Origin of the sequence: Arthrobacter sp. 9V (assembly GCF_902506065.1) — a bacterium.
GTDB lineage: Bacteria > Actinomycetota > Actinomycetes > Actinomycetales > Micrococcaceae > Arthrobacter.
Genome location: NZ_LR732912.1, coordinates 2,691,319 through 2,717,132, shown reverse-complemented (window position 1 = coordinate 2,717,132; position 25,814 = coordinate 2,691,319). Strand labels below are relative to the sequence as shown.

21 protein-coding genes are annotated in these 25,814 nt (G+C 58.5%); 10 read left to right on the top strand and 11 right to left on the bottom strand.

What is annotated here, in order from left to right; all coding sequences use genetic code 11:
* Window positions 1–105: 105 nt before the first annotated feature.
* On the bottom strand, window positions 106–1,452 hold the full coding sequence (locus BACI9J_RS12525; protein ID WP_159734675.1) for a flavin monoamine oxidase family protein: 1,347 nt from the start codon (window positions 1,450–1,452) through the stop codon (window positions 106–108).
* An 862-nt stretch (window positions 1,453–2,314) separates the two neighbouring features.
* Here BACI9J_RS12525 and BACI9J_RS12520 point away from each other — a divergent pair.
* A complete protein-coding gene (locus BACI9J_RS12520) occupies window positions 2,315–3,610 on the top strand; it encodes an NAD(P)H-binding protein (protein ID WP_159734674.1) in 1,296 nt (431 codons plus the stop codon).
* A 243-nt stretch (window positions 3,611–3,853) separates the two neighbouring features.
* On the opposite strand, the gene BACI9J_RS12515 is transcribed toward BACI9J_RS12520, so the two are convergent.
* Window positions 3,854–5,620, bottom strand: a complete 1,767-nt coding sequence (locus BACI9J_RS12515; protein ID WP_159734673.1) for a glycoside hydrolase family 3 protein — start codon at window positions 5,618–5,620, stop codon at window positions 3,854–3,856.
* An 11-nt stretch (window positions 5,621–5,631) separates the two neighbouring features.
* Window positions 5,632–6,906 carry an MFS transporter gene (locus tag BACI9J_RS12510; protein ID WP_159734672.1) on the bottom strand — a complete coding sequence of 425 codons (1,275 nt, stop codon included), beginning with the start codon at window positions 6,904–6,906 and terminating at the stop codon, window positions 5,632–5,634.
* Window positions 6,907–7,049: 143 nt separating this feature from the next.
* Between BACI9J_RS12510 and BACI9J_RS12505 the strand changes: the two genes are divergently transcribed.
* A complete protein-coding gene (locus BACI9J_RS12505; protein WP_159734671.1) occupies window positions 7,050–8,114 on the top strand; it encodes a LacI family DNA-binding transcriptional regulator in 1,065 nt (354 codons plus the stop codon).
* Window positions 8,115–8,138: 24 nt separating this feature from the next.
* On the opposite strand, the gene BACI9J_RS12500 is transcribed toward BACI9J_RS12505, so the two are convergent.
* Window positions 8,139–8,312, bottom strand: coding sequence for a hypothetical protein (locus tag BACI9J_RS12500; protein WP_159734670.1), 174 nt, complete (start codon window positions 8,310–8,312; stop codon window positions 8,139–8,141).
* A gap of 402 nt (window positions 8,313–8,714) precedes the next feature.
* Window positions 8,715–10,115, bottom strand: a complete 1,401-nt coding sequence (locus BACI9J_RS12495; RefSeq protein WP_159734669.1) for an NAD(P)/FAD-dependent oxidoreductase — start codon at window positions 10,113–10,115, stop codon at window positions 8,715–8,717.
* A 380-nt stretch (window positions 10,116–10,495) separates the two neighbouring features.
* Between BACI9J_RS12495 and BACI9J_RS12490 the strand changes: the two genes are divergently transcribed.
* On the top strand, window positions 10,496–10,711 hold the full coding sequence (locus BACI9J_RS12490; protein ID WP_159734668.1) for a hypothetical protein: 216 nt from the start codon (window positions 10,496–10,498) through the stop codon (window positions 10,709–10,711).
* 378 nt (window positions 10,712–11,089) lie between these two features.
* Window positions 11,090–12,505, top strand: coding sequence for an APC family permease (locus BACI9J_RS12485; protein ID WP_159734667.1), 1,416 nt, complete (start codon window positions 11,090–11,092; stop codon window positions 12,503–12,505).
* A gap of 422 nt (window positions 12,506–12,927) precedes the next feature.
* On the opposite strand, the gene BACI9J_RS12480 is transcribed toward BACI9J_RS12485, so the two are convergent.
* The 6 genes from BACI9J_RS12480 to BACI9J_RS12455 all read right to left on the bottom strand — a co-directional run bounded on the left by BACI9J_RS12480 (window position 12,928) and on the right by BACI9J_RS12455 (window position 18,085).
* Window positions 12,928–13,974 carry a sulfate/molybdate ABC transporter ATP-binding protein gene (locus BACI9J_RS12480; RefSeq protein ID WP_159734666.1) on the bottom strand — a complete coding sequence of 349 codons (1,047 nt, stop codon included), beginning with the start codon at window positions 13,972–13,974 and terminating at the stop codon, window positions 12,928–12,930.
* Complete coding sequence (locus BACI9J_RS12475; RefSeq protein ID WP_159734665.1) at window positions 13,971–14,792, bottom strand: ABC transporter permease; 822 nt, start codon at window positions 14,790–14,792, stop codon at window positions 13,971–13,973. Before BACI9J_RS12475 ends, BACI9J_RS12480 begins: the two co-directional genes overlap by 4 nt.
* A gap of 7 nt (window positions 14,793–14,799) precedes the next feature.
* Window positions 14,800–15,606: a molybdate ABC transporter substrate-binding protein gene (gene modA, locus BACI9J_RS12470; RefSeq protein ID WP_159734664.1), complete on the bottom strand. Its 807-nt coding sequence runs from the start codon at window positions 15,604–15,606 to the stop codon at window positions 14,800–14,802.
* A gap of 158 nt (window positions 15,607–15,764) precedes the next feature.
* A complete protein-coding gene (locus tag BACI9J_RS12465) occupies window positions 15,765–16,226 on the bottom strand; it encodes a molybdenum cofactor biosynthesis protein MoaE (protein WP_159736461.1) in 462 nt (153 codons plus the stop codon).
* Between the two features lie 87 nt (window positions 16,227–16,313).
* A complete protein-coding gene (moaC, locus tag BACI9J_RS12460; RefSeq protein WP_159734663.1) occupies window positions 16,314–16,808 on the bottom strand; it encodes a cyclic pyranopterin monophosphate synthase MoaC in 495 nt (164 codons plus the stop codon).
* Window positions 16,796–18,085 carry a molybdopterin molybdotransferase MoeA gene (locus tag BACI9J_RS12455; protein ID WP_159734662.1) on the bottom strand — a complete coding sequence of 430 codons (1,290 nt, stop codon included), beginning with the start codon at window positions 18,083–18,085 and terminating at the stop codon, window positions 16,796–16,798. Before BACI9J_RS12455 ends, moaC begins: the two co-directional genes overlap by 13 nt.
* Before the next feature lie 303 nt (window positions 18,086–18,388).
* Between BACI9J_RS12455 and moaA the strand changes: the two genes are divergently transcribed.
* From moaA to BACI9J_RS12425, 6 genes are all read left to right on the top strand, one after another.
* Window positions 18,389–19,510, top strand: a complete 1,122-nt coding sequence (gene moaA / locus BACI9J_RS12450; RefSeq protein WP_159736460.1) for a GTP 3',8-cyclase MoaA — start codon at window positions 18,389–18,391, stop codon at window positions 19,508–19,510.
* A gap of 5 nt (window positions 19,511–19,515) precedes the next feature.
* Window positions 19,516–19,782 (top strand): MoaD/ThiS family protein, encoded by a 267-nt coding sequence (locus tag BACI9J_RS12445; RefSeq protein ID WP_159734661.1) that lies wholly within the window; start codon window positions 19,516–19,518, stop codon window positions 19,780–19,782.
* Between the two features lie 483 nt (window positions 19,783–20,265).
* Window positions 20,266–21,117, top strand: coding sequence for a 2,6-dihydroxypyridine 3-hydroxylase subunit NdhA (gene ndhA / locus BACI9J_RS12440; RefSeq protein ID WP_159734660.1), 852 nt, complete (start codon window positions 20,266–20,268; stop codon window positions 21,115–21,117).
* Window positions 21,114–21,614: a (2Fe-2S)-binding protein gene (locus tag BACI9J_RS12435; RefSeq protein ID WP_236558682.1), complete on the top strand. Its 501-nt coding sequence runs from the start codon at window positions 21,114–21,116 to the stop codon at window positions 21,612–21,614. Before ndhA ends, BACI9J_RS12435 begins: the two co-directional genes overlap by 4 nt.
* On the top strand, window positions 21,607–24,057 hold the full coding sequence (gene ndhC / locus BACI9J_RS12430; protein ID WP_159734659.1) for a 2,6-dihydroxypyridine 3-hydroxylase subunit NdhC: 2,451 nt from the start codon (window positions 21,607–21,609) through the stop codon (window positions 24,055–24,057). Before BACI9J_RS12435 ends, ndhC begins: the two co-directional genes overlap by 8 nt.
* A 67-nt stretch (window positions 24,058–24,124) precedes the next feature.
* Complete coding sequence (locus BACI9J_RS12425; protein ID WP_159734658.1) at window positions 24,125–25,429, top strand: (S)-6-hydroxynicotine oxidase; 1,305 nt, start codon at window positions 24,125–24,127, stop codon at window positions 25,427–25,429.
* The last annotated feature ends 385 nt before the right edge of the window (window positions 25,430–25,814 follow it).

The following is a 25,814-nucleotide window of genomic DNA, read 5'->3' as shown; positions in this document are numbered from 1 at the left end:
TAGTTGCTGTCGACTATCTGTTCCTCGGGACGTGTGTATTGGATGGTTATATGCAGCGCGAACAGCACCGCGCGGTCCCAATTTGCGGCCCGGCTAACGGCCCGGTCAACGCCCATCGTCTGATGGGCCGATCTTGCCAATTGCTAGCTGACCTGTCTTCGACGAGTACCTATGGGAGGTAAGAATGGACTCTACGGTGCGTTCGGCCGTTTCGAGGGCACCCTCTATGTATCCCGGGAAGGCCAACGAAACATCGGAGCCGACAAAGTGGACTCTCCCGAAGGGTTGCCCGAGTTCCTTATGAACCCGGCTGAACTGCCCGACTCGTGGAGAAACCCAAGGACCCTCGAAGAGCGGATCTCCTAACCAGTCGTGGTAGTCCACGCCGAGGACGTCAGCTTCCGGCAAATAGTGGTGTATGGCGTCTTCAACAGCCTTGGCGTCCGTCGGATCGAATGAGCTGGAGTCAGTGAAGGCTACCAGAAGACGTTCATTTTCGGCGACTGCACAATAGTCGTAAAGCGTTGGGAGGACACCATCCCCGATGCACGCAACCCCTGGCTGGGTCCCACGGACATGAACGATCAGCTTCAGCCCTCGACAACCATGTCCCTCCTCAACAACTGGGCGGCGACTTTCTGGAAGCGGCGGCGAAAAAGTGATCTTCTTCCAGGTGTTCATGGGCGTTGCGACAACTACCGAATGTGCATCAAAAGTTTCGCCGCTCTGGACAGTCACCCGTGTCGTGGAGGTTGATTGATCTATGTCTGTGACGACTGATCCCAACTTAAGATGGGGGACATCTCTGCTGATTGCACCCACAAGCTCGCCTGATCCATTGGTAAACACTTCATCGATAGAAAGAACGACGCCCAGCAAGCTGTAGTGATGAGCAGCGACAAACTGCAGTGCCCACAAGGCACTGGACTCATGAGCTGGTTGACCCATCATGTTCCACGCCCACGAGAGTAGGAATTGCTTGGAGACTGGCGGAAGATTCAGGGCGTCTACGTAGTCTATGAGCGGGATGTCAAGGTCATCGAGCCCCTGGTTTTCCAGGCCTTTGACTAAATCAATCCGATGCGCATCCTTGAGCATCGTGTAAATGGCTGCTTCGACCGCGACGGCCTCCGAAACAGGGACTGGAAACGCGCGGTTTAAGGCGGTGGCCCCCAGTTGGTGCCTGAAAAGTGTGAAGTCGGCAGCTGGAGTTGTCGGAACTGCATACCTATCCAGCTCAGCAGCGAGACGTGGGTGATGCTCTCGGTGCAGGTACGCCCCTCCCATTTCGACCTGCAGGTGGCCGGCCGCCGCGGATTCTCTGGAGTACGCGCGACCACCGATCCGGGTCCCACCTTCCAGGAGCAGCACCGTCTGCCCTGCACCTGCGAGGTCTCGAGCTGTCTTCAATCCGCCGAGTCCTGCTCCAACCACAATTGTGTCGTATGACATGACATTTCCTTTCAAGATTGTCGCCCACGACTTTTTTGCTCGCGAACGTGAAAGGGCCCGTGGTGGCCCACTCGTGCTCCGCCGCGATAATGTGAAGACTTCCCAGATCGGGCGCTCGTCCACCGACATCCATTAGTCTGTGCGGGGGTATGGACTAGAAATACAGCTCAATACAGAGAATGTTCTTCACGGAGCTCGAAAATAACAGTTCCAGCCAGCCGCCGATGGGACCACTCTGGTAAGTAGTTCGAGGTTCACTGCCTCGAGTGCATTCATCTTCCCCGTTACCCCCGGCTTTCGGCCCGGCATGGAAGAACAAATCGTTTAACGAATTTGTGGGACTACGCAGAAAGCGCAGTTTCTGAGGACACTTGGCGCAGTCTGCCAGTGCCCGGTTTGCTCGAAGTGGACCCTGGCTGAGTCACCAGCACATGGGCCCTATCTGGGCCGACACCGGAAAATGTCGCCAGCGACCGTTCGAGACACGTGGCGATTGGCGCCAACGTCGGCAAATGCCATCGGTGAGAGAATCCGTGTGGCGAGTACAACTCTTCGCCACACGGTGCACTGTCCTTCGTAAGACGTACTAGCTAGCGCAAGATTGACCAGATTGCCTTCTCCCTTTCTGATAGCCGCCTAATAACATTTGTGCCATGCGGGACAACATCTCGACGACCGTCGACGGAAGAATAAGATCCAGTGCTGCTGATTCATAAGACGCTATCGCCTTCAACATGCGTGGCGTCGAGGAAGCTCTTGCGCTCTCCATCTGGGAAAAGCCCTCCGAAGGTCTGTAACCAAACGTTGCGGATCAAGCTACTGCCTCCGCAACGAATTCATTCTTGAAATGTTAGGAATCACTTTGAAAACAATCTTGGTACTGGGCGCGACCGGCAAGACAGGTCGGCACCTCGTCCCCGCTCTGCTCGATCGAGGGCTCGGTGTGCGGGCGGCAACTCGCAACCCTGCAGCCTACGATGGTGCCCAAGGAGCAATCCCGGTGCTCTTCGATTGGAGCGACAAGGGGTCTTGGGCCGCAGCTCTCGACGGCGCCGATGGTGTTTACCTCATCAAGCCGGAGGGCGGCGGTGTCGCTGTTCTAGTGAGCGAGTTTCTTGCTCTCATGACCCAGACTGGAGCCTCGCGTCTGGTGCTTCACTCGGAGGTTGCTGCGGAGTTCCGCTCCGACGCCGACGAGGAACGGCGTGTTGAGGTGGTCGTCGAGCAGTCTGACCTCGACTGGACCATAATTCGACCCAACTGGTTCGTGCAGGATCTCGCTGACGAGCACTTCTTTGCCGGCATGATCCGCGATCAAGGCATTTTGGTCATGACGACCGGTGGCTCCGCTGTATCGTGGATCGACACTAGGGATATCGCGGCGACGGCCGTCGAACTACTCTTGGACTCCAGCCTCTGCCGGCGTGAGGCGGTCACCTTGACCGGGCCGGAAGCCCTAACGCTCGATGGGCTGGCAGAGAGGCTCAGGGCGTTGACCGGCCGCCAGACCGTCCCCATTGAGGAAACGTTGAGCCAGGCCGAAGAACGGATGAGACGCGACAACCTTCCCGAAGAGTACGTCGCCTACCTGACACGGCTCAACATCAGTATCATCAATGGTCATACGTCGAAGCTAACAGATACTGTCGAGCGACTAACGGGCCGGCGGCCTCGCCCCGTCGATGACTTCTTGGCTGAATGCTCCCTACGCCAGATTCAGGACGGGGAGACCTCCAGCGACATCATTCGGTCCAATGAGGCTTTGTTCCGCAAGCAGATCGAGGCGTGGGCGGGCGATGATATCGACAAGTTGGTCACCTGCTATAACGACGACATGGTCTACGTGGATATGCCCTTCCTGGATCAGCCAGTGCATGGGATCGAAGCTTTCCGAACCCACATGATCGACTACAACGGCCAATTCGACCGGTCGGACTTTAAGGCTGAAATTCTCACACTCGTCGCCAACGAAACCCACGTTGTCGGAGAGCTACTAAGCACGGCTCGGTACATCGGTCCTGGAGCACCTGCGGGTGGAGTCCTCGTTAGCTGGCATGCCACGCTTTTCGACACCATCGTGGACGGCAAGATCAGCTCGGAGAAGGCCTACTTCGATCCCTCGACGTTTGAGAAGGCCATCGGCCGAGAGTCTTCTTGAGAGTTCTTATGCAAGTGTTGACCGCCCATCGGTGTCAGTACGAAATTGATCGGGGGGGAAACACATCCAAGGTCGCTGAGAAGTCGGACCATTCTAGTTTGGTGCGGACGAACCCTTGACGTTGTCCTGCGCTGCGCTCCGAAGGCTGGTGAAGCTTTCCTCCGGAGCGCAGCTCGACGGACCCGGCCTGACTCTTCCAGTTTCGCGCATCGTGTTGTCCGTTAAAGCTAGGTGCACCTAAGGTTAGGCGTTCGTAGTCAATGGGACTATCACAGGGCGCTGCAGCCCAAAGCCCGCATGGAACAGGGGATCCGCCGTGTCGAAGGGCACGTCTTCCCGGGAGGCCTCGACTTCGGCCATCGATGAGGGGAGGTCAAAAGGTAAGGTTCCAGTTATCGGACTGCGCCCGGTCAGGGCATCGCACAATACTCTGTCACTTGCACCGAACTCACCAATCATGACTGTTGCGAGGCCTATAAATGGAGTGAGCACCGCGGGGCGTTCCAGGTAGACAACGAGGTATACCGGGGCCTGCTGGGCGTAACTGTTGACGCGTTCGACGGTCTCAGGAGGGAATTCGAGCGTACCTCCATGGAAGAAGTCACCGAGGGAGCCACGGCCTGGTTCGAACGGAGCGTCGAGTTTTACAAGGATGGCGTCGGCAGTCCCCGGGTCGTCAGTTATCACCAGTTCCTCGGTGATATCTTGGGCGGCTAATCCGTCGAGGTGCACTCGCGTTCCCGCAGTCAGCGGCAATGCTGCTTTGTCGGCTGAAAGCAGTACGAGCGACGCGCGTTGGGCTGCGATCCCGCGTTCCATGAAGGTCGCGGATCCGCACACCGAGTGTGCGTTACTGAGGTCGACCCGCCGGTTTTCGAAGACACCAAGTCGGAACTTCTCACTCAGGAGTCGACGAGCAGACTGGTCTATGCGAGCCTCGGAGATGCGGCCTGAATCGACGAGTTCCTCTATCAGCTTCGGATTCCGGTCGCCGCCGAATTGATCGACGCCGACATCAATTGCAATGGCAGCTCGCTCCTTCGAGTCGAGGTGTTCGAGACCCCACCCGTTGGGGCCGAACATGAGACCACCTATGTGCTCAGCCTCAAGTAGATTCCAGTCAGTCAGCACTATTCCGTCGAAGCTGAGTTCCCGCCGCAGGATGTCGCGGACGACGGGGCCGTTGAATGCGAAACCAACCTCATCCCAGGATGTCCCAACGGGCTTGCCGTAGTAGGTCATGACCTGCGACGCTCCAGCGGCGAAGGCCCGTCGAAATGGCATCAAGTGTAAGTTTTGCATACCACCCGGGTACACCTGCTCCGGGTAGCGGCGGTCGTGCGCGTCGTCCCCTTTGAGTTGCGGACCAGCTCCCGGGAAGTGTTTTATGACGGTGGCCACTGATTGCGGATTAATGTGCTTGCCGCCTCGCAACCCTTCGATGAACGCCACAGTTAGCGCCGCAACCTGCTCTGGATCTTCGCCAAAGGTGCCAGAACCACGGGACCAGCGAGGTTCGCTGAAAATATCGGCCATCGGTCCGAGAAGCACCCGGATACCCATCGCTAGCAGTTCTTGGCGCATCGTATCCGCGTAGGCGTGAACGGACCTTACGTCGCCGATCGCTGCCATGCCCGTCATCTCCGGCCAGTGCGAGAGCCTGCCGAGGGCCTGCCCCGTAAAGGGATTGCTCCGAAAGCCATGGCGAGGGTCAGTTGAGACAGTCACAGGGATACCGAGCCGGGTACCTTCCGCGATCTCCTGCAGCGTGTTGTGCCACTCTGCCACTACGAGTGAGTCTTGTCCGCCCAGCACGTTGAAGTGGTTGATGCCCAAGTTACCTACATATAGGTCGGCCGCAGCAAGAGCGGCTGCGTGCGTCAAATCAACTCCACCCGGGCTGGTGGAAGGGTGGAACATCAGAGCCGCCTTCTCCGCGACAGTCATTCGGCGGAGGAGATCTTCGACGCGGAGTTCGACAGGAAGGGAAGGATCGCGGTAGTCATTCATAATGGGCCTGTTCAGCGAGTAGAGCGAATGAAAAATAGGGGAATGATGCCTAAGAGCGTCAGCGCCGCACCCACGGTCAGTAACGCGGCGTAGTTTGCATCTCCTCCTCCCACCCCGAGAAGCATTGGCGCGATGAATGGCATCACAGAAAATGGCAGGGTGAAGGCGATGTTGGTCACCCCGAGGTCGCGTGCCGCGGTGTTGGGATCGTTCATGGTGGCCACAGCGAACCCGATGTAGCCCCCATAGAGCATGCCGCCAGCAACGCCGCTAACAATGGATATGCCTATGAGGAACGGCACCAGGCCGTCAGCGAAGATGATGACAAGAGTGCCTGTCGCCATGATCAGGGCGGTCGAGCCCAGAACAACCTTGCGCCGACCAGTGCGGTCGTTGAGCCATCCGGCGACGGGTGCGAAAATCACAGCCAAAATCCCCGGGATCACGTAGGCCAGTGTGATCACGCCTGGAAGCGCCTCTGCTGGGACGGCTATCCGGTCCTGTAACAAGTAAACGGTGTATGTCGAAACGACACCCCATGAGCAAGTGGTCAGGAACATTGCAACAAGGAACCGGCTAAAGTCCGGCGACTTGTGGGGGCTGACGTAGAAACTGCCGAGGAACTCTTTGAGGCTGAACGGAGCGATGTCGCCGACTGCAGGAGTATCGTCGCGCATCATCGCAAGCAAAATCGAGCAGAACACGACGGCGACCGCGACAGGTAGGCCGAATTGAGCGAGGGTATTTGAGGGAAACCATTGCACGAAGAACACCCCGACGAGCATCGCCGCTGATGAGGCCATGCCGGACAGGGCTCCGATCAACCCCTGCTGCTTCTCAGGGATGCGGTCAGCAACGATCGCCAAAGAGGAGGCAATCGCTGCATTCACGAAAGCCTGCATGATGATCCAGCCGATCAGCAACAGTGGCATGCTGTCGCTGACCCCGATGGCCACAGCCCCGGCAATGGTGCCGGAGATACCCACCACGATCCAGGGCCGGCGGCGCCCGAAGCGGCTTCGGGTCCGATCGCTCAGTCGCCCGAACAACGGATTCGCCAGCAGAGCGGTGAGAGTCCCAATGCCTGCCGCCATAGAATAACTCGTCGCTTTGCCCTCGGGGTCAAGCTCTCCAATTCTTAGCGCGAGTGTCACCGAGGCGGGCAGGTTGATTGACATCCAAATGCCAAACAAAGCAAGTACATAAATGACGACGAACGAAGGTCTAACACGCTGCGGCTGGCTCGTTGGCGTGTCCGTGCCGCTAGCACTAACAGGTAATGACATGGCTGTTCCTCATCGTTGAGAGAGTAGATAGTAAAGACTTTCGGTAACGCTACCGGTAACGTTACCGGAAACGCTTCCGATAGACTAGACCCAGCAGGCGGAAAGGGGCAAGTGACCCCGAAAAACGGAGAGGATGAAATGCAATGCCACGAAGAGTGACCTTGGCCGATGTGTCCCGTGCGGCCGGAGTCGGGGTTGCCACGGTCTCGAGGGCATTAGGAGACCACCCGGACGTGAGCCAGGCGACTCGAGAAAGAATCCGCGACATGGCCCGGACTCTTGGGTACCGCCCCTCCGCTAGCGCGCGTGCACTGCGGAGCGGGGACTACCGCGCCCTCAGCGTGATCGTGCCAGATGCTGGCTGGGGTTGGTGGGAACCTGTTGTCCGCGCTGCGTTCAAGGCCGCTGCCAGCGAGGGATACCAACTCATGGCACATCCTGTTGCAGGGACGGAAGGCGGCGCCGCAGCCATCGTCGAGGCTCTGGTCAACGTGCCGACTGACGGGGTAATTGTCATTGGGGTGCCGGACCAACAGGGTGTGCGTGCGGCCTGCGACAACATTGCCTTACCTGCTGTGGCAATTGATGACACCAACCGCGATGTCCGATTCCCCACGATTTCAGCGAAGAATCGGCAAGGCGCTCAGCTGGCCGTCCAGCATCTGATCGATCAAGGATGCCGTTCGATTGGGCTCATACGTCCGAACATGGAAGCGGAAAAGGCCGATTGGGGCGATGGTCTTTTTATTGACCAGCGCACTTTGGGCTACCAGGACGCCCTGTCCGCGGCCGGGATAGCTGTCGACAACGCGTTGGTCATCGACTGTGCGGATCCCTTCAACGAATCCCAAGAGCACTGGTCTGGACTCGAAGCTGTTTTGTCGAGCGGCCGAAAAGTCGATGGATTGTTCTGCGTCGCGGACGCCATGGCCGCACCCGCCTTGCGAACCCTGCGCGCACGGGGCTTGAACGTTCCCCGAGACGTGGCCGTCGTTGGATTCGATGATGAGCGCGCGGCGCTCCTATTGGACCCACAACTTACGACGATCCGCCAGCCGTACGCTGAAATGGGCAACTTTGCGGTCGAGTTACTGCTGCGCATGATTCAAGGAGAGGATGTCGGCCGCCATCGACACGAGTTCAATACTGAGCTCATCCAACGCTGCTCCACATTCACGGACGCTGGCGTTCCTGCTGGTGAACTATAAGCGCCTAGTGAAGTTGGCGAGTGGTCAGGAGGACACATCGCGCTCATCGCGTTGTTCGGTGTATCCGTAGGGGACAGATTCGTTCAGTTCGACCCTGAAGCGTCCGCCCGCGAGCCGGGTTACGAGGATGCCGTAGAGCTGGCGCTGGAGGGCGACCTCCATGATCCGCTCGACTGCCGTGTTGAGGCAGTCGTCCATGGCTGATCTGTTATCTACTCTTATTTCGATGTGAGCTTCAGCCTGGCGTTTCCGATCTCCTCCCGAGGTCACCTCAGTGAATCCATCGTCTTTCGCTCTTTCCAGTAGTGGTAATCCGGTTTGTCTTGTCGAGGCAACTGTTTGGAGCACGCTAGCAGTTGTGGCTCGGGCCCCAGCCTGCCGTGGGCGGCCGACTTCTTGATTTTGCATTTTCCGCCCAGACGGTTCCAAACACTTCGTGTGGTCATCCACGGAGTCTCCTTTGATGTCACAATCGACTTTCCTTGCGAAGCGATCCCGAGTACAGAGCCCCCGCCACCGCTCTGCCCTAAGGCACATATGTGAAGTGCGCCTGCCCGCTCACGGGGCCTGCCCCGGCGCACCACTTCCACAGCTGAGGCTCTAAACCCAGGATGTGGGGTCCAACGCCGTTATTCCGGACGTGACGAGATCAACCTTCTTGCCTCGATAGCGAAGATCGTCCGCTCTAATAATTGCGGTTCGAACAAGTTGACCGCCAAAGAATCGGAAGGGCTCTGGGGGCAACCTGCCTGAAGGCAAACGGGTGAGAGCGCTTTCGCTCCACTCATCCTTCTGGTCGGTGGCCAGGCTCGCGAGGATGCGTGCGCCCAACCGTGACGGCCCGACTCCGTCGCCTGAGTAGCCTGTTCCTACAAAAACACGAGGGTTATTGGGGTCGGCCACGAAGAAGGGTAGCGAGCTCATTGAATATTCAACCGGGGCCCGCCAAGTGTTGATGATGGGGGCATGCGCCAGGGACGGAAATGTTTGCTCGAAGTTCTGACGCAAGAGCTTGAGATTGGGTACTTCGCCGAAAAGGGAGGATGACCCCTGATTGCGAAATCCCAGACCAACCCCGCCCTTGCCGAAAAGTAGTGCTCCATCCGGCGTGCTGCGCCAGTAGTTGAGAAGCCTTCGGGAGTCAGAAACACCCATTTTGGATTCCGCGTTGGAGCCCGCGGAGGACGCTCCTGGTACGACAACCATGTTGTCGCTTGCAGTAGTGATGAGATGACGCCGCGCCCACGATAGATTGCTCGTCCACGCGTTGATGGCAAGAACAACTGAATCGGCGGTGACTCGAGCGTGCTCTGTCTCTACGATTGGGCGACCTTTGCCCGAGATGGATCGAACAGGGGAGTGTTCGTATATTTCCACACCCAGTTTGCGCGCGACGCGCCGCAATCCCAATGCCAGTGCTGCTGGCTGAACAGTTGCCGACGTTGGATCGAGAACGCCGGCTCGGACAGCCTGGCCCCCGAGACGCTGTGCTTCCTCAGCAGAGAGCCGGTGAAAGGGCTGGTTTGCAATTCCGTCGAGTGCCAGGAGAGTTTCTTCCCAGGAATCGTCTTGGTCGGGGCTCGTCGACGCCCAGAGCCATCCGGCCCGTTCGAAATTTGCCTCGATTTTGTGTTCGTTGACAAATTCCTCGATGTCCCCAATGGCGCGACTCGTCTCGCCCGCAATGCGGATGGCTTCGTCTCGGCCAGCGTGGGAGACCAGCGCCGAGAATTTAGGCCATAAATTCATTACGAAGCCTGCGTTGGTTCCGCTTGCCCCACTACCGCAAACCTGCGCCTCAAGAACGACGATGCGCATGCTGGGGTCTCTCTGGATGAGTTCAATGGCAGTCCATAACCCCGTGTACCCTCCGCCGATGATGCATACATCGGCTTGGCATGAGGTGCGCAGGGACTGGCTTTCAGGTTGCGTCGATGCAAGAGCACTTGCCAACCAGTACGACGATTGGCTTCGGGTACTGGGAATAGATTGGAACTGCATCACAAGTGGCCTCTCGTATCTCCTGTGGGTCTTAGCCGACGGTATAACGCGGGCGGGGAGAGATCCCGCTCTGAATATATGCATTTCCAATCAGTGCTTATGACTTCGCGTAGGTCTCGGACTTGGCCGTTCGCGGAATGCCGCCCATATAGAAGAACGGATCAGGCAAGTGTCCACGCCATTCGAGGACCTGCCGGTAGCGCATGCCCTACAGGAATGCAAGGGGGGTCGGAACCCTAGGAGACAGGTGACTATGACGATGTCGTCTAAAGACTGTCCAACGGCCATGCAGCACACTTAGGAACCACAGTTGGTTCGGGGGAGTGCCATACAAAGGATGGGCTCCGGTGGCCGAAACCCGATCGATATCAGGAGTAGGAATGGAATTTGAAGAAGCCCAGGTGCGAGTGACGTTTCCCGTACCTGGCGAAGAAGTCTATCTTCCACCCGGTGGCGAAGATCCGGATTTTTTCATTCCGGCGGAATGGCAACGCGGAGAACGCCGCTGGAAGCGTTTGGTTCAGAGGCTCAGAAGGCGTCTGCGCCTCCGCCAGCGTCCGCGTTCGCGTTCGCGTTTGCGTTTGCGTTTGCGTTAAGTCATAGGCACTCGGCTTCCGGCCGTACGGTCTTATCCAAGGTCCGATGATGCAAGTGGCCGGCTCTTTACGCACGCACACCCAGCGTCGCCAAAGTGGGCGCAGGCAAGACCGACCCTGTTGTCCCTGTTGTGACCTAGGTAAGCGGTGAGATAGCCCGTCTACCGAAGAGTCGGATAAACGGGGCGCAGCTGTTACCTGGTTCAGTAGTACAACCGCGGGACAACAACTGTGATTCTGTCGGAAGCGCTCTACAGCGTTCTACAGCATTGACGAACTGCACACCAGTTCGGGCTGGTGCCGCCCTCACCCTTCGCATCCACACCGCCCGCCGCTGAACCACTACCCGGTTTGTCCCATACATTCTAAGGAAACGCAGTGTCCGATCCTTCGACAATTCACACCGCGCAACGCGACCAGTCAAGTGCCCATCTAGAAACCGGTCAACTGGGGCGGGTGCAATTAGTGTCCCTAACCGTAGCCTCATACATCCCCGCAGTGGGTATGGCCCTCGTGCCTCTGCTCTTATTTGCGCCGGGCGGGAAAACGGCATGGACCGCCGCGCTTACGTCTGCCCTCGCCGTGATCTGTGTCGGCATATCCGTAATCTCGTTCGCCCGGCGCTTTGTTGCCACAGGGTCAATCTACTCGTACATCGGAGAGGTCTTCGGCCCGTGGGCTCAGAAGCTTGCTGCGGCTGCGCTTGTCATTGGCATGGTCACTCAGGTGTCCGGCATCTCCGCGATCGTTGGAATCTTCGGCGGCAGTTTCCTGAGCGGTCTAGGTGTCGAATGGGCACTGGCATCGGCTCCGCAGATCGCAATCCAGGTCCTTGCAACTTCGATCGCCTCATTTGTGGCATTCAGAGGTCTTGATACCTCCGTTCGAATCGCGGTCACTCTCGCGGTGCTGTCCATCCCGCTGGTCCTGCTCATCACCGGAATAAGTGCGGCCCATACCGGGCTCCAGTTGGACCAGCAGCTGGACTTTAGTGAATTCAGTTTGTCCGGAACTCTACAAGGGGTAGCTGCCGGAGCGGCGTTCTTGGTGGGCTTTGAGAGCTGTGCCTCTTTGGCGGCCGAAACTCGGGATCCGAAACGAAACGTACCGGTAGCCGTCATGGCCGTTCCGGTGCTTTTGGGTGCGCTGTACCTTGTAACCACCGTTCTGCAAGTGCCCGGTTTGATGGCCTCTTCGGAGCTGCTGGCAGAAGGCGTATCTGCTCCGGCGGCACTGGCAATTACGTCAGGCCTGGGGACTGGCGTTGCCGGGGTCACAGACCTGGTCTTGGCGATAGCGTCATTTGGATCTCTCATCGCATTCATGAACTACGGCTCCCGGCTCGTCATGACAATCGGAGCGGAGGGCCTGCTGCCAGCGAGGACGGCTGCGGTGCACCCCCGCTACCACAGCCCACACGTTTCGATCCTTTTGCTGGCAATACTAAGCATGGCGACCATGACCGCCTTGGTCCTCGTCACCCCGGACATATTTACCGCATACAACCTCAACGCTACCCTCGTCGTCTTCGCCTGGGTGCTTCCCTACTTACTTGTCACCGCAGGAGCCGTAAAGCTCGCCCGAAGAAGCAAAGGCTTCGTTGCCATGGTTATCGTCTCCGTGCTGGGATTTGCGGGAATGGCGTGGCTGTATGTGAATGCGCTGATCAATCCACCGCCGGCGCCGCTCGACTCAATTACTTGGGTGGCGCCCGTTGCTATCCTGCTGGTACTTATCGCCTTTCAACTTTCCAGTCGCCGCAAAGTTAAACGAGCCGGTTCCCTTGAACCGTAGCCACCTTGAGTCTGATAGCTAGTCGATAAATAGTCCCACCCGAACTCGTGGTACAACCGCGCCGGTCGTTGAAAGCTGATACTGCAGCGACCGGCCGGAAGTGCCGATGAAATGCCGGATGCCGGCTGATCAGATGACGGTTGGACGGCATGGTCCATCCCACACACGATCAATCCGTTGTTACGGCGTGCAGCTGCGCGGTCCTCACTACTGAGGTGATACGCGAGTCTTCTCGTCGTTGAACTCTGCTGATTCCTCTCGTTGGGCCATGCTGGTCGTTGCTGCTGGAGGACGCGTAGCCCAGTGGGAGGGTGGGTCCATGTCTGTGTCGATTTTCCCATGAGGGCAGTATGAGAGTTGTTCTCCTCGCCTCTGTTCGTCTGATTTTTACAGTTCAACTCAAAGGAAGCCAGAATCCCTGATCAACAGGACGGGTAGATCAAGGTTGCCGCTGCCTTAACGACGAAGTAGGCCGAAGTCCCGGGAAGTAAGTCGAGCTCCGCGGACGCTGCCGGTGTAATGTCCGCTGAAAGATGGCCGGCCCTGACCCGGATCTGGTCGCCGCGGGGTTCTAGGTCCGTGATGGTGACTTTGAACGTGTTTCTGGGGCTGCCGTGGTCACTAGTGAGGTAAACGGAAACAGCGGAGGGCGGGAAGGCTGCGGCGCCGGGGTTGCCGGGGAGGGCTGCGTCTTGGCGGTATCCGGCCACTGCCAGGCCCTCATTTGTCGTAAGGCCGAACTCCGTGATTGTTCCGGTGAGGAGGTTCAGGCCGGACAACCCTGCTGCGAATCGGCTGCGGGGTTTTTCGAGTACGTCGCGGGTGGGGCCTTGTTCTGTGATGTGGCCGCTTTCGATGACGATGACGCGGTCGGCGAGGATGAGTGCGTCGAGGACGTCGTGGGTGATGATGATGGCTTTGCGGCCGGTAAGGACCCGCTTGAGGAGGCGCCGGAGCAAGGGTGCGGCGTGGATGTCGAGGGCGGCCATCGGTTCGTCGAGGAGGAGTAGTTTTGGGTTGGCGGCCAGCGCGCGGGCCACTGCGACGCGCTGGGCTTGGCCGCCTGAAAGTTGGCTGGGTCGTCGCTGGGCGAACTCGGTGGCGTCGACTTCGTCCAGCCAGTGTCTCGCGGTTGCTAGCGCTTCTGCCCGTTTGATCCCGGCTGAGCGTGGTCCGAACGCGACGTTTTCGAGGACGCTCATGTGGGGAAAGAGCAAAGGCTCCTGGGCCAGGAGTGCGGTGCCCCTGCTGTGCGGGGGCGTGAAGTGGCCGCCGTCGATGTCGAACAACGTTGATCCGCCGAGTTCGGCGTAGCCGGTGTCTGGACGGAGCAGCCCGGAGATGATGCCAAGCAGGGTTGATTTACCGGCGCCGTTGGGGCCGAGGATGGCGACGGTCTCGCCAGGTCCCAGGCTGAGGGCGACGTCGAAGTTTCGGGCGTTCAGGGCGGCGTTCAGGGCGAAGGTCATGCGTTGGACGCCTCCGTGGCGGGCTGCTGGCGGGAACGGCGGTAGGAAAGCCCGACGACGGCGACGGCCACCGCGACCAGGAGGAGCGAGAGGGCGACGGCGGCATCGGCGTCGGTTTCGCGCTGCAGGTAGATTTCCAGCGGCAACGTCCGGGTGACTCCCTGTAGGCTCCCGGCGAAGGTGAGGGTTGCACCGAATTCACCCAAACAGCGGGCGAAGGACAGCACCGCGCCCGAGGCAAGGCCGGGCAGCACGAGAGGGATGCTGACCCGTCGCAGGACTGTAGTGGGCCGTGCACCGAGGGTGGCAGCGACGGCCTCGTACTTGGTGCCTGCCGTGCGCAAGGCACCTTCAAGGCTGACCACCAGGAACGGCAGGGCCACGAAGGTCTGGGCGAGGATGACGGCGGTGGTGGAGAACGCGATCTGGATCCCCGCGAGCTCGAGTGATTTTCCGAGGAGCCCTTGCCGGCCGAAGGTATAGAGCAGCGCGATGCCGCCCACAACAGGTGGCAAAACAAGGGGCAGGAGCACGAATGCGCGGAGCAGGCGCTGCCCCGGGAACGTCCCGCGCGCCAGAACGAGAGCCAGCGGCACTCCCAGGACAATGCACAGGGCTGTGCTGGCCGCGGAGGTCCGGAGGCTCAGGCCCAGGGCCGTGAGTGAAGATTCCGAGGTCACAAGGGGGAAGAACTGGGTCCAGTTGACCTTGGCCACCATGGCCACCAGCGGCAGCAGGACGAAGAGTCCGCCTGCTGCCGCGATGGCGTAGATCCATGGCGGGATGCCGGTGTACCCGGGTCCGCGGTGTGATGTCATCCCGTGGTTACGGGGTGCCGAATCCGGCGTCGGTGAGTACCTTCTTGCCCGCGGCGCCGGTGACGGCTGCGATGAACGCCTGGGCCAGGTCCTTGTTCTTGGTGGTCCCGACCGTGGCGATGGGGTAGGTGTTGACGGCTTTGTCCGATTCGGTAAAGGGGATGCCCTTGACCTTGTCACCGGCGGTTTTGACGTCGGTGACGTAAACAAGACCCGCGTCGGCTTCCTGGGAGGTGACCTTCCCCAGGACATCGGTCACTGAAGACTCTTCACTGACGGGGGTCAGAGTGGTTCCGGTGGCCTTCTCGATGGTCTCGGTGGCCGAGCCGCATGGGACCTGCGGTGCGCACACGACGACTTTCACCCCGGGCTTTGCCAGGTCAGCGAAGGAGCTGATGTTGGCGGGGTTGGACGGCGGGACGGCGATCTCCAGGACGTTGGTGGCGAAGTTCGTCGCGGTACCGTCGATGAGCTTCGCATCGGTGAGCTTGGTCATGTTTTTGGTGTCGGCCGAGGCGAAAACGTCAGCCGGTGCGCCTTGGGTGATCTGCGTGACCAGGTCCGAGGATCCGGCGAAGTTCAGGGTGACCTTGGTGCCGGGGTTCGCGGCTTCGAAGTCCGAAGCGATTTTGGTGAACGTGGACTTCAGCGACGCTGCGGCGAAAACGGTCACCGTTCCGGAGAGCTTGGCCGACTCGGTGGCGCTTGGGGTACTGGTCGCTGCCGGGGTGCTGCTGCCTGCGCAGCCGGCAAGGCTGGCGGCCAGTGCGCCGGCCGCCAGCATGGCGGTGATGTTCTTGCGGGTGATGCTCATATGATGCTCTTTTCTTGAGGTGTTTCGATGATGGAGGGAGTGGGTGAGGCAGCGCCGGACACTGTTCAGATGTCACACGAATAGGGGTGAGCGCCACCGGCAGCAGGCAGAACACATGCGGGTTGGCTCGCCCGCCGCATAGGGCTTGTGTGGGCTGTCTAACCGCCGGCGCCTACCCATTCCACGGTGCCGTCTGAAAAGAACTGTTCCTTCCAGATTGGAACTTCCTTTTTGATACGGTCAACGAGGTCCGAACATATGGCAAAAGCTTCCGCACGGTGTCCCGCCGCCACCGCGCAGACAAGAGCCGGGTCGCCGATTCTCAAAGCACCGATGCGGTGTGCTGCCCAAATCTGCACTGCGGCGCGACTATCGAGTCCATCCGTCAGCGAGAATTCTGCCGCAACCCTATTTACGACCTCCTCAAGTACTTGCTGCGCCGAGGGATGAGCCGTGTAACTTAGCCGTTCCACGTCCTTACCCTGGTCGTGGTTACGGACTACCCCACTGAAACTGACCACCGCCCCGGATGTATCAGACTCGACGGCCTTAATGGCCACATCTACGGAAATGGGTTGGTCGCTGAGTACCGCCTGGAACACGCTAGGGGTTTGCGGCATCCCTTGGCGCTGGGTGACAAGTTTCTGGGTGCGTACATGCTCTTGGTTTTCGGCGTGCATATCAGTTCCTTGGTAGCGATTGGGTGGTCACAGCGTCCAACTCCCGTTCTTCCCGCCGCTTTTGGCGAGCACCTTGATATCGGACAGGATGGCGTGCCTATCCACGGCTTTGATCATGTCGTACATGCTGAGGGCGGCCACTGTCACAGCAGTCAGTGCCTCCATCTCGACGCCTGTCACCCCGCGAGTTTTCACGCTTGCAAATAGGTTTACAGATGTGGGGAGGAGCTCGAAGTCAATGGTCACTTTTGATAGAGGGAGGGGATGGCAAAGTGGAACTAATTCTGACGTCTTCTTGGCAGCCATGATGCCGGCTACCCGAGCCACTCCCAACGCATCCCCCTTCGGCAGTTCGTCCGAGGTCAAGAGCGCCAGGACTCTTCGAGTCGTTAGGACCGTTGCGGTGGCCGTCGACTCCCGTATGGTTTCAATCTTCTCGGACACGTCCACCATTTGGGCTGTGCCGTCGGGCCGGAGGTGAGTAAAACGCTCAGAAGTATCGAGGGGATTTATAGCACCCATACTTCTACCTCCTCCCCCTCTGCCAGTTCCGAAACTCCGGCAGGAATGTGAACCAGGACGTTCGATCGTGCAAGTGCCCCTAGTAGGTGGGAGCCTTCGCCACCTTCCAACCGGACGGTACCGTTCGGCAACAGCACGCCCCGCCTTACCTGATGCTTCCTCGGAGGTGATGTCAAGGCGTGGGACAATCGGGTCCTATAGCTGGCCCTGGGTTTCGGTGTGCCGAATAGTTCGCCGAGGAGCGGGCGCAGGAACATCTCAAAGGAGATCAAACAACTGACAGGGTTCCCTGGAAAAGCAAGAATCGGGATGCCGCCGAAGGTACCTAGGCCCTGGGGCCCGCCCGGTTGGATTTCTACATGGGAGAACTCAACTGGATGATCCAGCATGGTTTGCCTGACCACCTCGTAAGCGCCCTTGCTCACGCCGCCAGTGGTGACTATGAGGTCGACATGAGAGACATGTTGTTTCAAAAGTTCCGAAAGGACGCCCGGTTCGTCTCTGATGACGCCCGCCCTGACTACATCAAGCCCAGCCTCCCGCATGGAGGCTTCCAGCAAGGTGTTGTTGGCGTCGTTGATTTTTCCGGCAGCACGCCTTTCACCGGGTTCAACAACTTCATCGCCGGTGGTGACGAGGAGCACGGTCGCCTTTTGATGAACTGTAACCTCTGTCACGCCAAGAGCTGAGAGCAGCCCCAGCTGACGCGGTCCAAGATACGTTCCGAAAGCCAAGACGCAGTCGCCTTCTGCAACGTCGCTGCCCCGCCGGCGAACAAAGGACCCCGCCGCGGTCGAAGGCAGTGTAACTGTGGCCTGAGCTCCTGGTGGGGGGAATATATGAGGTACGGCCCATTCAATGGGGATCACAGCGTCAGCCCCTGCGGGCATCATGGCGCCCGTCATTATAGGAGCCGCGATTCCTTGCACCAATGGTTCCGGAACCGCGCCAGCAGGGCCGGGTGCTCCCACCCGCAATGCACCGTGTCCGTCTGTCAGATCCCGCGACCGGACAGCAAAACCGTCCATCTGTGAGTTATCGAAGGGTGGCAGGTCCATTGGGGCATGAATGGTCTCCGCCAATCCGCGTCCCAGCGCCTCCATGACGGGTACCCTTTCATGTCGAGGCGTTGACAACAGCGGTTTCAGTACATCTCGAACTGCTCGGACATGCCTGGAGACGCTGCGGTTCTCTTCCGTCGGAGGCTGCTTTTCGATTGTTCGCGGACTGGGACCGTTGCGAACCAACGTGGTCAGCTGCTTTTCATTGCTCTGCATGTTCCTGCCTTCAGGAAGGGCGGTTGGGGCTAAGGTAAATGCTTTTCTTGCTATTCCGATGGCGGATGCTTTAAAGGAGATGCTCAGGCGTAGGGTGTTCAGCCACCTCAGCGCTGGTCGTTTGCCCGCCCGTCGGCCACCGGCACACCACGTGTTGACCTGGCAGCCCAGCCCATTCCATCAGGCGAGCTGCGTCTCGCAATATAGCTCGTTGCCACAATCCGGCGCGGCAATTGTTCGGATTTGCACAAATGTGGGATCTTAGGTTTGACGTAGCCTGAGACTATGAGTGTTCAGTTAGGCATGCCGAGATACCGGGAGGTAACAACCTCAGCGCCGAGCGGTGGCCCCTCGGGTGCTGGCTCCGGTCTCGTTGATCGTTACGGACGCCGGGCCACGGATATGCGGCTGTCCCTGACTGACAAATGCAACCTCCGCTGTACATACTGCATGCCGGCGGAAGGCCTCCAATGGCTCAACAAGCAGGCGATCATGACTGCAGACGAGATTATTCGGATCGTTCGTATAGGAGTTCATTACCTGGGCGTCCGGGAGTTGCGGCTGACTGGGGGGGAACCGTTGGTGCGGCACGATCTGGTGGAGATTATTTCTAGGTTGCGGAAAGATCACCCCTCCCTGCCGATATCGATGACCACCAATGGTGTGGGACTCGCCAAGAAGGCGGCGCCCCTCAAGGCCGCTGGGCTGACCAGAGTAAATGTGTCGCTTGATTCCTTACACGAGGAGACCTTTACGAGGTTGACCCGCAGACCGTTCCTGGACCAAGTGTTGGCGGGCGTGGATGCCGCCTGGGATGCGGGCCTCGGCCCGGTCAAACTGAACGCTGTGCTGATGCGAGGCATCAATGATGCGGAAGCTCCAACGCTGCTTAGTTGGGCCTTGGAGCGTGGCTACGAGCTGCGCTTCATTGAACAGATGCCTTTGGACGCGGACCATGGATGGACACGTCGAGACATGGTTACCGCTGCCGAAATCCGCGAACTGCTTTCCACGGATTTTATCCTGAGCCCCAACTCCCATTCCCGTGAAGGGGCACCGGCTGAACGCTTCGACGTACGACGGCGGGCGATTGGAACCGAGCGGCTACCGGAGGGGAACGAAGGTGCGCTACATGGTCCCCCCGTGGGGACTGTCGGCATCATCGCCTCTGTGACAGAGCCGTTCTGCTCGGATTGCCGCCGAACCAGGATCACAGCCGAGGGCAAAATTATGAGTTGCCTCTTCTCCCGGGAAGAAACCGACCTTCTGAGCGTGCTGCGATCAGGAGGCAGCGACGAGGATATCGTGCAACGTTGGCGGGACGCCATGTGGCTCAAACCCAAGGCTCACGGAATGGACCACGTGGGACTGGATGCTCCGGACTTCGTCCAACCAGACCGCAGCATGAGTGCTATCGGAGGATGACACCAATGAAAGTACGCTACTACGCCGCCGCGTCTTCGGCCGCAGGTCTAGGGGAGGAGCAGTTCCAACTGGCCGAAAAGGCCACGGTGGCGGATCTGATCCAAGCAATACTGGCCGTGGAGCGCCCGAAACCTCCCGAGGGCACTCCGCCGCTCCATCAGATCCTGTCCCGGAGCAGCTTCTTGCTTAACGAGGTTGTCGTGCGGAACCAGTCAGCTACCGTCAAGGCTGGGGACACGGTTGATGTCCTACCTCCATTTGCTGGAGGTTAGCCTCTCGATGGTGGTCACGATAGCGTAAAGCTCGGAATAAATTGGGGATTATACGTTCCTAGCACAGCTGACATGGCTATATCCTGCAGCTGACCTTCGCCGACCATCCGGTGCACCTGGCTTTTCAGAGGCTGCTGCGTCTGCTAGCGCTATTCACCCCGAACTAGCAGAAGCACGACGTACGCCAGACGGGCATGCGCGGCCATCTCGCGGTTCGCAGACACTGCGCGCGAAACCCAATGCGCCCCTCCGGTGGCAGAAAGCCTCACTTAGGACGCATACAGGTGGAGCAGTGAGATGCACCTGCACGTGTGAACTTCTGCCTCGAGTCCGGTTTTCCGATGACGAGCACAAACAGCGTTCCTCCGGACGGGTCGTCGTTTATGCATGGTTCTACAAAATGCCCACCGTAGTTGTTCGTAGATGTCGTGCAGAAAATCACAGAGCGTAGTGCATGATGAAAGTCGTTCGAGGGAGTGAAGCATGAAACTACCTGCTATTAGCTACACATCGCCGGCTTCAATGGATGAAGCCTGCGCAGTGCTGTCAGCCGACGATGACTCCAAAGTTATCGCCGGCGGGCAAAGTCTTTTGCCAGTAATGGCTATGCGATTGGCCCAACCCACGGTCGTCGTGGACCTCGCGAAGATTCCGGGTCTAACGGCTTTGGAAGAAGTCGGAGAATACGTCCGGTTTGGGCCCATGGTCACCCATGCAACCATCGTGAGTTCACCACTTATTGCCAAGCTTCTGCCGATGATGTCCTCAGCCGGATCGCACATAGCTCACCCGCAGATACGTAACCGGGGAACGCTTGGTGGTTCTCTGGCTCACGGAGATGCGGCCGGTGAATGGCCGTTAGTTCTGCTGGCGCTGGACGGCATGGTGGAGGTTCAAAGCGTGAGAGGGAAGCGCACCGTCGAGGCCGATGACCTGTTCGTCGGACCATACATGACTAGCATTTCTCCTGACGAGATCATCACTGATATCTGGATGCCCTCCCGGCCGAAGGGATGGGCGTATGGTGAATTTGCCAGACGCTCAGGCGACTATGGTCTCGCCAACATCGCTGTCGTTCTAACAATTGAGGACTCTGGCATCGTCGATGCCAGGATCGCCGTCGGCGGTGCGGTGGGCAAGATACAGCGAGTGACCGTCGCAGAGGACCTCCTAAGAGGATCGACAGTCACGGCAGACCTGGCCGTGCGGGCGTCCATCGCGGGTGCGGAGTCGCTCACGTACATATCAGACATGCACGGCTCAGCTGAATATAGGCATGGCCTAGTACAGGAGCTGATCCGACGCACCATTCTTGAAGCAGGAGCACGCACGTGACATCACCTTTGCCATCGGACCGCATTGACATTGACATCGAAATAAATGGTCGCCGTCGAACGGTCGCTGTTAATGCCCGCGATACTCTGGCTGACCATCTGAGAAACGATCAGAACCTCAATGGAACGAAGCTGGGGTGTGAGCATGGAGTGTGCGGTGCGTGTACGGTCCTTCTCGATGGTGCAGCTGTACGATCTTGTCTTACTCTTGCCGCGCAGGGCGATGGAAGGACCATAAGGACGGTAGAGGACCTTTCCAATGGAAGCTCGCTCAGCCCGCTCCAGGAATCCTTCAAAAAGCATCACGCCCTTCAGTGCGGATTCTGCACCGCCGGGTTCCTCATGTCTGCGACGGAGCTGCTTGACTCCAACCCCAGCCCGACACGAGAAGAAGTAGTCGAAGCCCTAAGCGGCAACTTGTGTCGGTGCACCGGCTATCAGACAATTATCGACGCTGTCCTGGACGCAGCAGGCCAGATAGGAAACGACAATGGATAACCCGCACCTCATTTCTCCGCCTATCACGAGGAATGTGATTGGCAAGCGTGTGCCTCGCAGCGAGGATGCCAAACTTCTAACAGGCCGGGGCAAGTACCTGAACGACATCAATGTCGACGGCCAGTTTCACGCCTGCCTAGTACGCAGCCCTGCAGCCCACGCGCGGATTAGTAGCATCGAAACGACGCAGGCAGAAGAGTTTCCTGGCGTGCACCTTGTCTGGACGGCTTCCGACATCGAAGAATTTTGCCCAGGGATAGAGGCGCAGTTCAGCGCTGACGGCTGTTTGCCGATGACCATGCCACTTTTGGCTAAAGACGTCGTCCGTTACGTGGGCGAGCCAGTTGTTCTAGTCATTGCGGACACGCGAGCTATCGCCGAAGATGCGTGCGATCTCGTTAACTTGGAGCTCGAACAGATTAAAGCGGTGCTGGATCCGCGCACTTCCATTCAAGGTGGTCCCGTAGCCAACGGCGAACGGCCAGACAACGTCGGGATCCGTGGGCGTGCAACCTTCGGCGACATTGACCAAGCCTTCAACGAGGCCTCCCACGTAGCTTCAGCGTTGTACCACCCTGGCCGGGTCGCTGCCGCGCCCATGGAAACCAGAGGCTGTCTTGCGGACTACGACTGGACCCAGGACCGGCTCAAGCTCTGGGTGTCGACGCAGATGCCGCACTACGTAAAGTTGTGCCTGAGCCTCTTTTTGGGCTTCGACGAATCGCGCTCTGAAGTTTTGTCCCCGGACACCGGCGGCGGATTTGGCCAAAAGGCGCATGTCTTTCCCGAGGAAATGTTGATGCCTTTGGCCTCCAAGCACCTTCAGGCACCCGTTAAGTGGGTCGAGGATCGCCGTGAAAATCTCCTTGCCGGCTCCCATGCTCACGAGCAGTTTGTAACAATCCAATACGCAGCCACTGACGAAGGAAAGGTAACCGGCGTGCGAACTCACGCGCTGGTTGACGGAGGCGCTTACCACATGCCGCCGCAAACCATGGCAGTTGAGAGCTGGTGTTCAGTCGCCGTCACGCCAACCGGGGTCTACGACATCCCGGCCACGGAGTACGTTTACGAAGCAGCCGTCACCAACAAGTGCCCCATGGGAGCTTACCGCGGCGTGGGATACATGGCCGGGACACTCGCTAGGGAATGCTTGATGGATGATCTGGCTCGTCAGATCAAGATTTCCCCATTCGAGATCAGGCGGCGTAACGTCGTCCGCGAATTCCCATGGAAGAACCCTCAAGGCATCGACTTTGATGAAGGCTCGTGGCTAGCAACCATCAATACTTTGGAAGAGATGGTCGATTATCCGGCTTTCCTAAAACGTCAAGAAGCGGCCCGAAAAGAAGGTAAATACCTTGGGCTTGGTATCAGCGTATTTGTGGAAAGCAGTGGCGAAAGCACTGGCATGCTCCAAGCTCACGGGATGCACGAGATTTATCACGACACGGCAACCGTCAAAATGGATTCAACAGGCTCGGTCACTGTAACTTCAGGGCTGAACTCGCAAGGGCAGGGCCACCAGACCACTCTCGCTCAAGTGGCCGCTGATGTTCTCGGCGTACCCTTCGAAGCGATCAGTGTTGATGCAGGAACTTCGACAAAGGGCGCCTATGGCAGCGGAACGGTTGGCAGTCGTGCTGGTGTCATCGCCAGCGGGTGCGTCAATCGAGCCGCCCACGCCATCCGGGAGAAACTGGTCGCAGTTGCGGCTAATATGCTTGAGGCTTCGGCGCAGGATATCCTCTTGGAAGACGGTGCTGCCTTTGTAGCTGGAGCACCGGAGTCGCGATTGAATATCGCAGACGTTGCGTCGGCAATCTACTGGGATGCATCCAAGTGGCCCGAAGGGTTTGACCCTGGGATGGAGTTCACGAGAGCCTGGGACACGTCACGACCGATGTTTTCGAACGGCGGGCACGCAATGATTGTGGAACTCGACCCTGTTACCGGCTTCGTCAACGTTGAAAAAGTGTTCTCGGTAGAAGACTGCGGAGTCATGATTAATCCCACGATTGTTGAGGGACAGATTCGAGGCGGAGTGGTTCAGGGTATCGGTTTGTCTCTATTTGAGCAGTTGGTTTATGACAAGGCCGGCAATCTCTCCACTACCTCGTTTTTGGATTATCAGACTCCGACGATGGATGTTTCTCCTCCCTTCGAAATTCGACACCTCGAGACTCCGTCGAAGATATCTGCGTCGGGTGTAAAGGGCATGGGCGAGTCGGGACTGATCGCAGCGCCTGCTGCGGTTCTCAACGCTGTCAACGATGCTCTTTCACCCTTTGGTACGGCTCTCTATGAACTTCCTGCAACTCCTGAGAAGATCGTCCGTGCAACTCAAGGAACGGTGGACCTTGATGGCCCCGTGGACTGGGCAGAACTCTGGGATCGAGCGGCGGCACCCGTCCTCGATCGAGGCTCAATGGAAATGCAGTAGGTTGTAGTGCTCTTTCATGGAGTGCGCACCGGCATCCAGCCGCGTGAACTATTGAAAAGGAATTGCTTTGTCATATGACACAATTGTAGTTGGAGGGGGTTTCAGCGGGCTAAAGACGGCTCGCGACCTCGCCGGCGCAGGGCAAAATGTCTTGCTGCTTGAAGGTGGAAACCGCCTTGGTGGACGAGCCTACTCGAGAGAATCAAGCACTGCGCCGAATTTGCGGGTTGAAATTGGAGGGGCTTACCTTCATCGCGAACATCACCCACGCCTTGCCGCTGAACTAGACAGATATGGCATTGCCACGATCACCGCTCCTGAATTCAGCGCATTCCGTCACCAACTAGGCCCGGATGCACTAAACCAGGCATTTCCTATTCCTGGTTCTGAGGCTGTGCCTATGGAAGCGGCGATCTACACTCTGCTGCGCGACGCTCACCGCATCGATTTGCAGAGGGGTTTGGAGAATCAAGGCCTCGAAGACCTCGATGTACCCCTCATCGAGTACGTTGAGTCACTGGGGCTCCCAACTGTGTCCAAAAAGTTTCTCTTAGCCTGGGCATGGAACATGACTGGGCAACCCGCGGAGGAATCCTCTGCACTCTGGGCGCTGCAGCTTGTCGCCGCTCATCACTACAGTCTCCTTGGTGTGGTGCTTTCGCTGGATGAGGTTTTCGCCAACGGTTCTGACGAACTGGTCAATGCGATGCGGTGCGACGTCCCGGAACTACGAATGGGCGTCGTGGTGAAAAGCATTGACCAGTCGGCCGAAATTATTCGAGTGACGGATCATGAGGGACAGGTGTACGAAGCGCGTGCTGTAGTGGTGGCAGCTCCGATGAATACCTGGCGTCGGATTAGCTTCGCTCCCACCCTGCCGGAACAGCGGCTTTCCGTTATTGAAGAAGGGCATGGTGGCCGAGGTCTGAAGCTTTTGATCCACGTCCGCGGAGCCGAAGAAGGAATCGCATGCGTCGGCGACGGAATCTTTCCTACGCTTTACGACTACTGTAAAGTCTCCGACAGCGAGCGGCTCCTCGTGGCATTCACTGACTCAGGTTCATTCGATCCCCGGGACCTTGAAGCCATTGAAGACGCTGTGCACTACTATCTGCCAGAGGTCGAAGTTTTGGGTGTGGACTACCATGATTGGCTCGCCGACCCACTTTTTGAGGGTCCGTGGGTATCTCCGCGGGTTGGACAATTTAGCCGTATACACAAGCAACTGGGGGAACCATTTGATCGTGTTCACTTTGTGGGGTCCGATGTTTCGCTAGCCTTCCCCGGTTACATTGAAGGGGCCCTGGAAACAGCAGAGCGGGCTGTTGAGGCTATTCTCCGCTCGTCGGTCCGGACCGCCCTCTCTCGGTAAGAGCCGATTGGGGGAGTAGAGCTAAGAAGCTTTGGAGTGTCCGTCTCTGCTGGATGGCGTGGACAAAGCGGGATTGCCGGCACGACCTAGTCCAGTCAGGGACGGCCACTTCAAATGGCAAGTGATGTTCGGGTCTTAACCGTGCGGGTTGAGTGAAGTTGTTGCCCTCTTGGACCGGCCAGATTTTTTCTCTTAGAGTACCTCCCGCCATCGGTGTCCGCCCACGACGTGATAAACCGTTGCTGATCGAAGCAAGCCTGCGGCGTCGTCGTGCCGTGCAGCTTGCCTGCCCACTGAACGCCGTTCGATATTTGCGTCGGCGTTACGTGACCGAACAAAATTCAATGCCCCATGCTTAGGCAGTCCCCTTGACCACCAGGATCTC